Origin of the sequence: Runella rosea, assembly GCF_003325355.1 — a bacterium.
GTDB lineage: Bacteria > Bacteroidota > Bacteroidia > Cytophagales > Spirosomataceae > Runella > Runella rosea.
Genome location: NZ_CP030850.1, coordinates 4,838,824 through 4,852,502, shown reverse-complemented (window position 1 = coordinate 4,852,502; position 13,679 = coordinate 4,838,824). Strand labels below are relative to the sequence as shown.

The following is a 13,679-nucleotide window of genomic DNA, read 5'->3' as shown; positions in this document are numbered from 1 at the left end:
AAGATAAAAAAAGGTGGAAACCCTTTATAAGTATCCACCTTTTTAACTTCTCACTACCCTATTTTTTGCGCTTCCTTTTCTTCTCAATCACTTTTTCGGGTTCTACCGGCGGCGGTGGCGGCGGAATGCTCAAATCTTTCACTCGGATATTCCTGAACCTTACCACATCACCGTGGCCCAGAAATCCAATGTAACCCGATGTGCGGCTGAGTCCGGGATGGTCGCGGTGGTCGGCAGTGCCGTTTTTAGAAGCTTCGGCTAAATCCCCATCCAAAATTACGGTGCCATTAAGCGTTACTTTTAATTTAGAGCCTTTGACAACCACTTCCTGATAATTCCACTCACCGACGGGTTTGAGGTAACCCCGCTTGGCAGCAATGATGCCGTAGGCCGAGCCGTGGTACTGATAGGGCTGTAGGTTCTTATAGATTTCGGCCTCATTGTCCAGAATCTGCAGTTCCGTTCCGACGTAAGCGGCATCGCCTTGCAACGGCGCCCGAATGCCCAAGCCATTGTTGGAGCCGGGCGTCAATTGGAATTCAAAACGGAACTCAAAATCGCTGTATTCGTCTTTGGTGTACAGATTGCCTTTTCCACCACGGTTGGGATAAATCACCATTGCTCCATCTTCCATGACATAATCGGTGGTATTGCCCATCCACTCAAACATGTTGGTGCCGTCAAACAGCATTTTAAAGTTATCCTGTTTTTCCTGTTCGCTCAATACAAACGGCTTTGTTTGGGGCAATTCACGAACATAAATGTCACGATAGGCCACAAGTGTGCCATGGGCTTGGAGTTCTAACTGTTCCATCGGAAAAATGGGTTGCTTACGGTCCCAGTAGTTTTCCAGAATAACATTATCTACTACCAATTCACCATTGAGCCGCACCGTTACGCGGTCGCCTTTCATTTGGATGTAGAACGTGTTCCAATCGCCAATGGCGTTGTCGGCCAATTTAAGCGGCTTGCTGGGGTTCTTTTGGTTATTGTACAGACCGCCCGAGCCTACCTGTGCACCTACTTCTACGCGGGAGGTATCCCACACCTGAACCTGCGGCGAACCACGCAAATAGATACCAGCATCGCCTTTAGGTTCAATGCGCCAATCAACGTACATTTCAAAATCACCGTATTTTTTTACCGTGCAGAGATTATCACCGTGGCCCGTAAAGATGAGTTCGCCATCTTTAACAACCCAGCCTTTCCGCATCATTTCGTCGGCTTTTGCCTGTTTGGCGGCGAGCGTATCGGGGTGCATTTTGGCCCGGGCAATGGGGTTGGCGACCAAACCTTTCCAGCCTGTCAGGTCTTTTCCGTTAAACAACGAAACAAACCCTTCGCCCGCTGGCATTTCGGCCAAATGCTTCTTAACGGCCTCCTTTTGTTCATTATTGGTGGCAAAATTCAGGGCTTTATTTAACAATTGACGTACGGCATCGCCCTGAAAATCTTTGTTGGCCAATGCGCTATTAATCACCACTTGCGCGGCAGTTTGCTGCAATTGGGTATCATCCAAATAATTACCCGCCAAAATCAACGCATTGAAGGTGCGATTGCGCACGAGTTCTTTCAGAATACTCTCTTTCTGGGCGGCAGTTTTAGACATATCCATTGCCTTACGCAGCATCAATACTTTTTGCGTGGGCGTTTGATTCAGCCGATTGGCCGCTTTGATATAGCCACTCACTGCTTGATCAAGGTAGCTTGCATCGGTGGTGTTTTTCCCAATTTTATACAGTTCTGAAGCAGCACTGGCATCTTTCCAATCGGAAAGAGCATTCAGGGCCGCGTTTTGGGTGGCCGCATCGCCATTTTGAAAAGCTGCCGCCACGGTTGACAATGCTTTTTTACCCCCGATATTGGCCAAAATGCGCAAATAATTGGGTTTCTTATCCGCCGGTGCCGCGTTCATCTGTTCCAATACGGTGTTGGTTTGCTGAAAAGCATCGCCTGTTTTCTTTACCACGGCTGTTATTGCTTCCTGCGTTGAAAGCACCTCTTGTGAAGCCGAAACACTATTCAATAGCCCCACCAAGGTAGGCATGTCTTTAGACGAAGAAACACTTTTCAGCGCCGCAAAAGCCGCTGCTTTTACGTTGGCATTGTTATTTTTTAATTGTGCCAAAACCACCTCTATTTTGCTATCGGCCGCACGGGCCGCCAATACTTCGAGCAATGCGGGCTGTGCACTTGCAGGCATGGAAGGAAGCGCGGTCGCGATTTGGTCTACTACTTTGTCGCCTTTCATGACAAGCAACGCATTTTTGACGGCAGTTACTTCATCTGGTGTGCCTTTTTTCAGGACGCCCAATAAGTTAGGCAAAACACCTTCCTGCCCAATTCTTCCAGCAGCCTTGATTGCCGCCAATTTTACACCACTTTCTTTATTAGACAAGTTTTTAAGAATGACTGGCAATGCCGATTTCACTCCCGTTTCTCCCAATACCCCAATCACCTCGGCTTGCGCTACGGGTTTCAAGGTGGGCATGGTTGCCAAAAACTGACCAGTTGTGGCAGGAGTAATGTATTTCTGCGCGTATTTCAGGGCCGCTACCCGGTAATTGATGTCAGTGCTTTGCAACGCTTTGAGCAATACAGGAATGCTGGCTGCGCCCTGTGCGTCGGCCAATAATTTCAATGCCGCCGAGCGCGTCGGCGTTTGGGTGGCGTTTTTCAACAAAGCCGTGGCCGCTTTTACCGTCAGAGCTTTATTCCCATTCTCGGTCAGTCGACCCAAATAAGTAAGATACGAAGAGGTAGCATTGGCTTCATCATATACGTAAGAAGCCTTGGCTGCCGCACCCATGAGGATACTTTCTGACGACGGAGCACCAATCATTGCCAACGCATAAAGCGCTACCTTTCTGCCTTTTAGGTCACTACTAGACGCTAATTTCTCAATCGCGGGCGCAGCTTCCGCAAAGCGGCTGTCTCCTAAGGCCTCCACAATAGAAATCTGAGCCTCGCCAGAAGCACCATTCAATGCTTTCAATAGTGCTTGACTCGCCGTTGAAGAGCCTATTCTTGCCAGCGCCCGAGCGGCAGGCCCACTGAGTTTTTCGTCGTTTAGATAAGCCGACAATGGGCTGACGCTTTCCTCTTTACCCACCTGTTGAAGTTGAAAAAGAAGAAAGGCTTGATTGTCTTTGTCAGTCACTTTACTCAAGGCTTCGGCGTAGGCTTCGGCGGCCATTTTTCGCCATTCTTCCTTGCCTGGTTGCATTACAAAGGACGAGAAGCCGCCAAGTGCGTATTGTACTTTGGCGTTATTTCCTTTGGCCGAAGGCACCAACCCCGAGGCTAATTGGATAATACCCGACTTACCCAAAGCGGCCATATCGTCCATGTTTTTTTGCAATTGTTTGGCATTTTGGGCAGGGAACTGTCCCAATAGCGCGGTGATTCGGTTGTCAACCTGCGCCGTGGCCATCGACCCGCTCACCAAAAGAGCAATCAGTATATATTGTATTTTTTTCATAAATTCAGGAAAAGAATTGATTCAATCATTTTGCACAGTTACGCTTTGTTACATGGTCCAAGGGCCGCGCATGGGCTGATCTATGAGGCGATTGGCTCCTTCATCGTCCACGAATAACTGTTTAACAGGGTCAAATTTCAACGAGCGCCCTAAACGCAACGCAGTCAATCCCATGTTGACAATGGTACAAGAACGGTGGCCATTTTCTTCATTCAGCGCAAATTTTTGACGCTTTTTCACGGCTTCCACAAAATCCGTTACTTGAGGCTCCGAATCGGGAAATGCCGCGAGTTTTTTCTCTAAATCAGGAATATCAGAGCGGAAATTGGGGTATAGTTTCCCTTTAGGCCCTTCGATGTAAGGAACACTTTCGTCCTTACCTTCTCCGTCCAAAATGATTTTACAGCCATCGGCATACGTATATTCAATGCGTCTCCACGTACCCACGGCATCGGTGTGTTGCTGCGGCGCGTCAATTTCTACACTGATGGGGCTGGTATCGTCTTTGCCCAAAAAGTACTGAATCGGGTCTAAATAATGCTGTCCCATGTCGCCCAAGCCACCGCCGTCGTAGTCCCAATAGCCACGAAATGTACCGTGTACGCGGTGCTCGCTGTAGGGTTTGTATTGCGCGGGTCCCAGCCACATGTCATAGTCCAATTCGGCGGGGATAGATTCGGGTTGAAGATTTGTTTTACCGACCCAATAAAATTTCCAATCAAAACCCGTATGACGGCTTACCGTCACTTTGAGCGGCCAGCCGAGCAAGCCACTTTCCACGAGTTTTTTAATGGGTTTTACGGTGGTATTCATGCCATAAAAATTTGATTCAAAACGGAACCAAGTATTTAAGCGAAAAATACGACCGTGCTGCTGCACCGCTTCCACGAGGCGTTTGCCTTCGCCGATGGTGCGGGTCATGGGTTTTTCACACCACACGTCTTTGCCCGCACGGGCGGCATCGGCGGCGATAATTCCGTGCCAATGCGGCGGAGTAGCTACGTGTACAATATCCACTTCGGGCAGTTGAATCAATTCGCGGTAGTCAGAAAAGGTTTTTACACCCGGTTCCAACTGGTCAAGCGCCAGCTTGAGGTGGCGTTTGTCTACGTCACAAATAGCCACTACTTTGGTGCCCGCGTAAGGAATGTGCCCACGGCCCATGCCGCCTACGCCAACAATGGCTTTGGTCAATTGGTCACTGGGGGCCAAATAGCCTTTGCCCAATACGTGACGCGGTACAATCGAAAAGGCCGCCAGCGTAGCAAGTGAGCCTTTGATAAATTTTCTTCGGGAGCCGGAAACAGGTATATTTTCTTTCATAAGACAGCATTATGCGTATTTTTTCCTTAATAACAGTAAGATAATTAAAAGACTTCATTACTCATTTTTTTTAAAAATAAGCGATGATTTTTCCAAAATAATTACAAATGAGGGGAGATATACACTTCTTTAGAAAGAGTACTGATTTAATCACAAAATGTACTAAGCAGGTCTTTTAGAAAGCACTAACAAACCGTGGATTTTAAAGGAGCGCCGCACCAGTGCCGTTTTCAGGGGCAAAAATCACCTTACCGTAATCGAAAGTTACGCCTGAAGCAGGGTCGTTGGAAATGAGCAACGTGCCATCCATGTCAACATAATCCAGTATTGGTAGTAAGTGGGCAATGGCAGAAATCCCCACGCTCGTTTCATTCATGCAGCCTACCATGGTTTTCATTCCCAAAGCTTTTGCTTCGGCAATCATTCTGCGGGCGGGCGTGAGGCCACCGCATTTGGTGAGTTTGACATTGACCCCGTGAAAATATCCGTAACATTTGGCCACATCTGACTCTACAATGCAACTTTCGTCGGCAATGCAGGGCAAGGCGCTTTGGTCAAAAACACGCTTCATGCCTTCCCAATCGTCAGCTTTGAGGGGTTGTTCTATGAATTCAACGCCTAAGGCTTTCAATTCATAGCTGTACTGAATCGCTTGGTCGGCCGTCCAGGCGCAGTTTGCATCTACACGAAAAATGGCATCGGTGTGTATACGAAGTTCTTTAATGATGGCTAAATCGTCGGCAGTGCCGAGCTTAATTTTATAGATTGGCCAAGGCAATTCTTTCATTTTAGCGACCATTTTTTCCACCGTATCAATGCCGATCGTATAGTTGGTCATCGGGATATTCTCGGCAGAAAGCCCCCATGCTTTGTACAACTTTTGATGACGTTTTTTGGCCCAAAGGTCATTAGCGGCCTCATCCAAAGCACATTGGGCAAAGGGATTGTTCAGAAGAAATGGATGAACAAATGCCCAAAAATCTTCTGGCGATTGGAGGTCGTAGCTTTCGATGCGTTCGCGGATATTTTCCAACGCTTCCACCATGCCTTCAATCGTAATGCCGTAGTATTTATTGGAAGTCGCTTCTCCAAATCCACTCATAGCGCCTTCGCGCAGTTCCACCACGAGCGTTGGCTGAACATCCCGCGAGTCGTGTGCAATGGTAAATGTATGACGAAGACGTAAATCGAAGCGGTGGAAAAAAAGTTGCATAGGGCCGAAAACAAACGTTTATATCGGTAAATATACACGTCAAACGGATACCAGTGCCCGATTTTGTTTAATAATCCGTAGAAAAACCAGGCGGACAAATAATTGAATAAAAGGTATAACTGAGCGTGATTGAAGTATAATAATACATATCCTTGGTGGTAGGATTGCCCAGTTGAATCTTTTGATTAATGGGGACATTATCCCCCAAATCATCCAGATAATCAGTAAATAACTTACGCGTACCAAATTCAAATTCAAGGCTCCAAGGGCGCTTAAACTCCCATTTTACGCCCGCGCCAAATGGGATATTCATTTGGGTAGTTTTGTAATCTGCTGTTTTGTTGCGCGGATTAAACTTATAAAATCCTAATCCTCCAAAAAGATACGGCGTCCAGTTTTTCGCTTTTCGCTTTTGAGAATAATTCAAAAAATTGTATTCTGTAATGAGACTTCCTTCCAGCATCGAAGACCTAAAAGACGCATTACGAGCTTGGTTGAACGGGTCGGAAGAGCGGCTGTCTTTTGCGCCTACCAAACCAAACGTACCGCCCGCCCGGAGCGAAACCGAGGGGCTGAGATTGTATCGGAACAAGGCATGGCCTGCTGGAAGATAATTGCGAGGATTAAAAGCCGGCGACAAGTCACCCTTATAATTTAATCCTCCCACCCCAGCTCCGATATTGATGCGTTGGGCATTGACCTGTAAACAAAAGGCTCCCACAAGGAAGCCCATTAAAAGATAAGAGTTTTTGTTGCTCACAATCGCTTTCTTAACGTTAAACCTCTCAAGTATTAACGGATGGGAGGACACTTAATTTTGGATGGTAATACATAACTTACCGTAATGTTGGTCAATAAGTAGTTATCACCGCGTCCTCCTCCTCGAAAATCTCCCTGCGCCCAACCCGATAAAGGGCTTGTGGCAAACGGATCGATGGAAGGTTCATTTGGATACACAATTTGTCTGACAATATCGGTCCGGTCCCTTCCTGTACGAGCGGCGATGGGCTCATTGGTACGGGTGGACATGGCACGGGCTAAATCATTTTTCAGCACTGCGGGGTCAGGGAAAAGCCCACCCGCATCATCTAAGTGGTCGGAGCCCGAAAGACGCAATCCACCTTCAATTCCAACGTTCCATTGGTTGTTTACACGCCACGTAAAACCCATCCCGAAAGGAATTGAATAAGTAACCAATGAATAGGGTTTGGCATAACCTGGCTGGCCTTGCCCTTCAGTACCAAGTGGCTGAAGAGCAACCCAATTATTGTCATATCCAGGGGCTTGTGGAGTTTTAGCTTTGGGATTATGGGCCAATACCGCAATACCTGCAAACAAGTATGGGCTAAATGCTACTCTGCGGTTAGGGCTTCTGCCATCACCCCGTAGTTTATAGATTCCGACCACGCTGAATTCCTTAATATCGTTACGAAAATGAAGATTCCGAACATAAAACCCTGGGAAAGGATTTCCGCCAGCACCTCGGTTGTAATATTCATCATCTCCCGCGAGCCGTGCCCACGTAAACCCCAAACGTGCAGCCAAATGGGGGGTGAAATTTCGGGTATACCCCGCATTCACATTCCAACGCATCATCCTGAATACCGACCTTACTGGAGTGCGAAGGGGGGCTAATTCTCCCAAATAGGAAGAGGTTCCCAAGCCAAAACTCACGGTTGAATACTGCTCAAAAGGAGTTTTACGGCGTTGAGCTTCCGAAGCATACGTCACCAGTAGCGTAAACAACAGGGTGCCGACAAGTATTTTGAATTTCATTCGCTTTACTGATTTATGCGTGACTTTGATTCAACGCAAAAATGATTGTATTTATTGAATGGCGCTACAAAAATCGCGCCGAGAATTAGTTTCTAGCATCCAAACCCCAATGTAATTTGGTCCGTAAGGTCTGCACAAAGTTATCTTGGCTCAATTTTACCAAACGCGCCTTAAAGAGTTCTTTCTTAACCAGTAAGGTGACGGTTGAATCCACAATCCTGAAGCGAGAATCTAACGAGACTAGAAAATTACTGCTCCGACTTTCGACCCTGAAACTTAATTTGCTCACATCTGGAATAATCATGGGACGAACATTGAGGTTGTGCGGACTGATGGGCGTAATCACAAAAACATCGTTTGTTGGCAATACCACTGGGCCACCACAACTCAGTGAGTAGCCCGTAGAACCCGTTGGGGTTGAAACAATCAGACCATCTGCCCAGTAAGAATTCAGGAACTCTCCGTCCAAATAGGCGTGTACCGTAATCATGGAAGAGGTGTCCGTTTTGGTAATGGTAAAATCGTTGAGGGCAAAGTTATAATCTTCAAACAGGTCGGTATCAGACAATAAACTTACCAATGTACGGTCTTCCGTTTGAAAATTCCCCTGAAAGAGCGCGTCCAGCGAATCATTAATCATGGGCGGAGAAACCGTGGCTAAGAAACCAAGGCGGCCCGTATTGATACCTAAAATGGGGATTTGCCGCGAACGCGATTGCATGACCGATTCCAGCAGGGTGCCGTCACCGCCGATACTGAAAATAAAATCAGCATCAGGAGCACCGTGGGGGTGCGGGTAGTTCTTTTCGGTGTAAGGATTGACCCCAGCACTCAACAAAAAAGAATAAAAAGAAGAAGAAATAGAATAGTCTATTTGCTTACTCTTCAGAATGTCGAACAATGCCTGTACGTAAGGCTGCGTGTCGGTTGTAAAACTGCGTCCGTGAATGGCGATTTTCATTGGTATCGCTTCGGGGATAGATTTGGACGCAAAGGTATAAGAATCCTTTTTAAGTCGACGCTTAGGTTTCCAAATACCTCAGTAATAAATCCAGACGGTGCCGATCGGGGTTTTCAAGCGGCTCATTGGCGTATACATTCTCAACCACGTAACCGAATCGTTCAAAGGTAGCCACCACCGCCGACACTTCCGTACGGTTAAGTTTGAGCGTGAGCGTTGCCTGGTCGATATCGCCGTATTCAGCACCCGAAAAATAACTGCTGATGATTTTTACATTATTGGACTCTACCAGACGGCTGATGTCAGTCATGGAGTAATCTCGATTAGACATTTTAAGCACCACTACCGCGCCCGCTTCCTGCGCGCCCAACAGACCCGCAAACTTGGCCATCATGTCGGTTACGACGATTGTACCAGCGTAGAGATTGTCTTCATCCAACACTGGAACTGTATCTAACTGGTACTGATTGGCAATGCCTATGACTTCATAAATGTGCTGAAACAGATTGGCGTGGACAGGATTGGGTGGTAAATTAAGTTCAGAAAGCAGCTTCTCATCGTCCGGAAAATTCAAGAGGGTATCCTCACTCAAAAGCCCTTTGTATACTTCATTTTCCACTAACGCTAATTGCCGAATGCCATATTCGTCCATTAAGTCAACCGCTTGCCCGACCGAGTCGTATGGTCGTAAAACGGGGGTAGCGGGGTTGATAAGTTCTTCGGCCAGCATGGTTGATGTGTGATTTTTCTGAAAACTTAGAAAAGTTATTTAAAGTTTCCAAAAGTATTTTGAGATTTTATTGATAATGAATCAATAGGTGAACAAAAAAAAAGGCGTTTTCATTTTTTTAGCCCCGTAATAAGTGATTCGTTTTCAATGATTTTACATTTTTACTACAACTAACTCAACCCGTCGGTTACGACGCCGTTCGGTCTCGGAGGTTCCCTTCGTCACGGGGCGCGTCGGTCCAAAACCCTTAGCTTCGATACGTCTGGCGTCAATTCCCTTGCTAACGAGGTACTGCTTAACGGCATTGGCTCGGTTTTGAGAAAGCTCCATATTTTTGTCAAAATCGCCCAGATTGTCGGTATGTCCTTCCACCCGAATTTCCATGGTTGGGTTTTCGCGCATGAGCTGCGTTAGACGATCCATCTCGGCAAATGAAGACGACAACAAATCGAATTTAGAAATGTCAAAATAGATATTATTGAGAGTTATCGCTTCCCCAACCGCCACCGGATTCAACACAATTTCGTTGTCTATTTCTTGCCCTCCTTTGGCCTGCGTCAGGTCAAAAGCGCCACTGCTTGGGAAATATCCCTTAGCGGTTGCCACGTAGGCGTATTTGTTTCCCGCATCCAAGTTAAGTCGGAACCTCCCCGACGATGCCGACAACTGCATGGAATCCAACCCATTACCATCAATTGGCACTAAATAATTGATTCGTGCAGAAATAGGCTTTTTGGTTTTTGCATCAACCACAGTGCCACGCAATGTTACTAATTGCGGCGCGGGTGCAACTTCCTTTTTAGGCTCAACGGATGGCGGAACATCCTTAGGCTTTTCGGTGATGACGGGAGGCTCTTCATTCTTAGGTTCAGGAGTAGGCTGCTTTTTGGGCAAGGGCCGCTTCGGATTCCGAACATGAACACTAAAATAATTCCAATACCTTTTTGTTCCCTGATCACGCCCTTCAAACATGTCAAACACCTCAATACCTGGTTCTAGTCGCTCAAAATAAACAACAAATTTAACCATATCACCTGGGCGTATTTCGCGCTTTTGGGGGGCTACGGGAATACCTTCTGCTTTGACAAATCTAAACTTGCGCCCAGCGTTTCCGGGTTCATACAGCCGACAATTAGGGTCAATTTCAATTTCTTCGTTTGAACTGCGTCTACCCAAAATAATATCGTCCAACGAACGCGGATTCGAACTGTAATCAAGGGTAAAATAGAGGATTGTAAAGTCTTTGGTCAACTCCACTTTAGTGATATTGACATAGGGTTGAGATTGTTGCTCCACATAAGGGCTCAGGGTGGTAATTTTTTGCGCAAAAGCCCCTCCAGAAAGCAGCAACAAGATGCCTAAAAAATAGTATAATCGTTTCATGGTCAGATGAGATAATCTTATGGATAATCTTGCCCGAAATAACGCCATTGAAGAGCGATTAGTGCGGAAATACTGTTAAAAATAGTTAATACGTCGCCATTCAACGTTGCATTTAAACCAATTAAACAAAAAATCTTGAAAGTGTTAAAGCATAATTAGACATTTATCTAATTATTTAACTTTATGAACAACCTATTTCGTGCCCTCAACGACCCTACCCGAAGAAAAATTCTCGAAATATTGCGGGAAAAAGATTTTACTGCGGGCGAAATTGCCGAGAAGTTTGAAATGACCAAACCCAGCATTTCGCATCACTTAGATTTGCTGAAACAGGCCAAGCTCGTTACTGCCGACAAACAAGGACAATTTATTTATTACTCCCTCAATACTACCATTTTAGATGAACTTCTAACGTGGATTTTTACCCTAAAACAACCATGAAAAATTCCCTTAACTACTTAATGTTGGCAGCCATTGCCGCTCCACTTATTTATTTAGCTTTTGTCTGGAATCAATTGCCCGACATTGTTCCTACGCACTTTGGCCCCAGTGGAAAACCCGACGCTTTCGGGCCTAAATGGACGCTGGGCATTCTGACCGTTGTGTCTATCGGCCTCTATTTTCTCATGCGCAATGTTCCTCACCTAGACCCTCGTCTCAATCAGGCTAACGTATCAGAGCATTACCCCAAACTGATTCTATTGGTACTTACCTTTTTGGGGGCTATTCATATCCTAATTATCCGTTCGGCACTGGAGCAAATGGCGGGAGAAGTATTCATCAACTTAGTGTTTATCGGCGTCTTTTTATTGTTGGCTGGCATTGGCAATTATCTTAACACCATCAAATCCAATTATTTCGTGGGGATTCGTACCCCATGGACGCTAGAAAGCGAAACGGTATGGCGCAAAACCCACCAAATGGGCGCAAAATTGTTTTTTGCGATGGGAATTGTGGGGGCACTGGTGGTGGTTTGGTTACCCGAAATGTGGAAAATTGTCTGGACCCTTTCCCTGATTTTTGCCACCGTCATCTGGGTTTTTGTGTATTCGTATCGAGCGCATAAGCAAGAACAAGCCAATCGGTGAACTATTCGATTTTTTCGCACTTCGATACCTGTATTGGTTTGTTAGATTGTGGACAATGGTCAGACGAAAGTCAGACCATAACAAACTAATTCAATAAGCGTTAGGCTTTCGGATGCGATTGCTTGAAAATTTTCTTTAATTTTTCGATGGAATTGTGGGTGTAGACCTGTGTAGCGGCCAAACTACTGTGGCCGAGCAAATCTTTGATAGAATTTAGGTCGGCCCCGTTGTTGAGCAAATGAGTGGCAAACGTATGACGCAGTACGTGCGGGCTACGTTTTTGAAGAGATGTAACTGCCGAAAGGTATTTTTTGACAATCCGCTGAATCAGCACCGCGTAGGCGGGTTCGCCTTTATTGGTCAGAATCAGGACGTTGGTACCAGGAAACTGCTCATTTTTGAGCGACTGATAGCTTTTTACAAGGTCGGCAAGATTTTTATAGATGGGAATAACGCGCTGTTTGCTTCGTTTTCCCAACACTTTTAACGTGAGGTCATAAAAATTGATGTCGCCATCTTTCAGCTCCAGCAATTCGGCCAAACGCATACCTGTTCCGTACAAAAGCTCAAGAATCAAGCGGTCGCGGAGGCCTTCAAAATCGGCCCCGAATTCCATCTCTTCAAACAAGAGCAGAAGGCTTTTCTCTTCGACAAATTGGGGCAAGGGCTTGTCGGTCTTCAGCGCTGAAACCCGCAGCATTGGGTTCATGGTAATCACTTTACAGCGCAGCAGGTACCCATAAAAAGACCGCAGCGTGGCCAATTTTCGGTTCACGCTGCGGTGGTGTAATTCGGCCTCAACCAAACTCACGGCCCACCCCCGCACCATGCGAAAGTCGGCTTGACTGAGTTCTGTGAGGTTGTAGGTTTTTTCCAAAAATTCTGCAAACTGCTCCAAATCTTTTTTGTACGCCGTGAGGGTGTGTACACTAAGTCGTTTTTCAACCGTGAGATGTTGGAGGAATTGATCAAGCATTGTTTGGATTTTAGGCTATACTATAACGTTCTGATTCTTACATTTTTGTACCACGACTCATCACCGTGGTCCTGAAGCGCGATTTTTCCTTTGGCACGGGGCGTAGCGTAAGTCCATTTTGTAAATTTACTTTTGGCCAATTGCGCTTTCCATTCGGCACCACCGTACTCGTATTCCACCACTTTAACGCCATTGAGCCAATGCTCCACGTGATTACCGTTGACCACAATCTTACCTTTGTTCCACTCGCCAGCGGGCTTACTCACAAACTTGCTCGGTGCCTGCATGTCGTAGTTAGCGCCCGTTTTTTGTTTGTCGTTGATTTTTACCATTTTACCATTGTCGTTAAACGGCGGGTATCCTTCATCGTCAATCACTTGATATTCAGGCCCTGAATAGTACGGCGGGTGCGCGGGGTCTTCGATTACTTTATACATGACACCGCTGTTGCCTTTGGGTTTTACTTTAAATTCAAACTCCATTTCAAAGCTTTCAAATTCAGCATCGGTTACGAGGTCACCTGATTTCCCGTGAGTCATCAATGAACCACCCATCACCATCCAGCCACTCACGCCCGTTTTGCCATAACTGTGCCAACCAGCCGTGGTTTTTCCGTCAAACAGGTTTTTCCAAGGTCCGGGTTTGGAAGCGTAAGAAAAAGTAACTGCGCCAACTAAAAAGGCACTCATTAAAATGCGAAGACTTTTCATGTGCATTTGATTGATTTTAGTTTTATTGAAAAAGGGAA

The 13,679-nt window shown here is 46.2% G+C and carries 12 protein-coding genes; 2 read left to right on the top strand and 10 right to left on the bottom strand.

Annotated elements, in window-relative coordinates:
* Positions 1-58: 58 nt before the first annotated feature.
* The 8 genes from DR864_RS20130 to DR864_RS20095 form a co-directional block, all read right to left on the bottom strand.
* Positions 59-3,481, bottom strand: a complete 3,423-nt coding sequence (locus tag DR864_RS20130; protein WP_114068657.1) for a 3-keto-alpha-glucoside-1,2-lyase-like domain-containing protein — start codon at positions 3,479-3,481, stop codon at positions 59-61.
* Positions 3,482-3,529: 48 nt separating this feature from the next.
* On the bottom strand, positions 3,530-4,804 hold the full coding sequence (locus tag DR864_RS20125) for a Gfo/Idh/MocA family oxidoreductase (RefSeq protein WP_114068656.1): 1,275 nt from the start codon (positions 4,802-4,804) through the stop codon (positions 3,530-3,532).
* A 202-nt stretch (positions 4,805-5,006) separates the two neighbouring features.
* A complete protein-coding gene (locus DR864_RS20120) occupies positions 5,007-6,017 on the bottom strand; it encodes a dipeptide epimerase (protein WP_114068655.1) in 1,011 nt (336 codons plus the stop codon).
* Positions 6,018-6,084: 67 nt separating this feature from the next.
* The gene (gene porG / locus DR864_RS20115; protein WP_114068654.1) at positions 6,085-6,750 is read right to left on the bottom strand and encodes a type IX secretion system protein PorG; all 666 of its coding nucleotides are present in this window, start codon (positions 6,748-6,750) and stop codon (positions 6,085-6,087) included.
* A gap of 59 nt (positions 6,751-6,809) precedes the next feature.
* Positions 6,810-7,793 (bottom strand): hypothetical protein, encoded by a 984-nt coding sequence (locus tag DR864_RS20110; protein ID WP_114068653.1) that lies wholly within the window; start codon positions 7,791-7,793, stop codon positions 6,810-6,812.
* An 85-nt stretch (positions 7,794-7,878) separates the two neighbouring features.
* Positions 7,879-8,754, bottom strand: a complete 876-nt coding sequence (locus tag DR864_RS20105; protein ID WP_114068652.1) for an NAD kinase — start codon at positions 8,752-8,754, stop codon at positions 7,879-7,881.
* Positions 8,755-8,815: 61 nt separating this feature from the next.
* Positions 8,816-9,484: a CBS domain-containing protein gene (locus DR864_RS20100; protein ID WP_114068651.1), complete on the bottom strand. Its 669-nt coding sequence runs from the start codon at positions 9,482-9,484 to the stop codon at positions 8,816-8,818.
* A 153-nt stretch (positions 9,485-9,637) separates the two neighbouring features.
* Complete coding sequence (locus DR864_RS20095; protein ID WP_162793986.1) at positions 9,638-10,867, bottom strand: OmpA family protein; 1,230 nt, start codon at positions 10,865-10,867, stop codon at positions 9,638-9,640.
* Between the two features lie 183 nt (positions 10,868-11,050).
* Here DR864_RS20095 and DR864_RS20090 point away from each other — a divergent pair, with 183 nt between their 5' ends.
* Both DR864_RS20090 and DR864_RS20085 read left to right on the top strand, forming a co-directional pair.
* Positions 11,051-11,308, top strand: coding sequence for an autorepressor SdpR family transcription factor (locus DR864_RS20090; RefSeq protein WP_114068649.1), 258 nt, complete (start codon positions 11,051-11,053; stop codon positions 11,306-11,308).
* Complete coding sequence (locus DR864_RS20085; RefSeq protein ID WP_114068648.1) at positions 11,305-11,955, top strand: SdpI family protein; 651 nt, start codon at positions 11,305-11,307, stop codon at positions 11,953-11,955. Before DR864_RS20090 ends, DR864_RS20085 begins: the two co-directional genes overlap by 4 nt.
* Positions 11,956-12,055: 100 nt before the next feature.
* On the opposite strand, the gene DR864_RS20080 is transcribed toward DR864_RS20085, so the two are convergent.
* The gene (locus tag DR864_RS20080) at positions 12,056-12,931 is read right to left on the bottom strand and encodes a tyrosine-type recombinase/integrase (RefSeq protein ID WP_114068647.1); all 876 of its coding nucleotides are present in this window, start codon (positions 12,929-12,931) and stop codon (positions 12,056-12,058) included.
* Positions 12,932-12,951: 20 nt separating this feature from the next.
* A complete protein-coding gene (locus DR864_RS20075; protein ID WP_229598120.1) occupies positions 12,952-13,641 on the bottom strand; it encodes a 3-keto-disaccharide hydrolase in 690 nt (229 codons plus the stop codon).
* Positions 13,642-13,679: the final 38 nt, after the last annotated feature.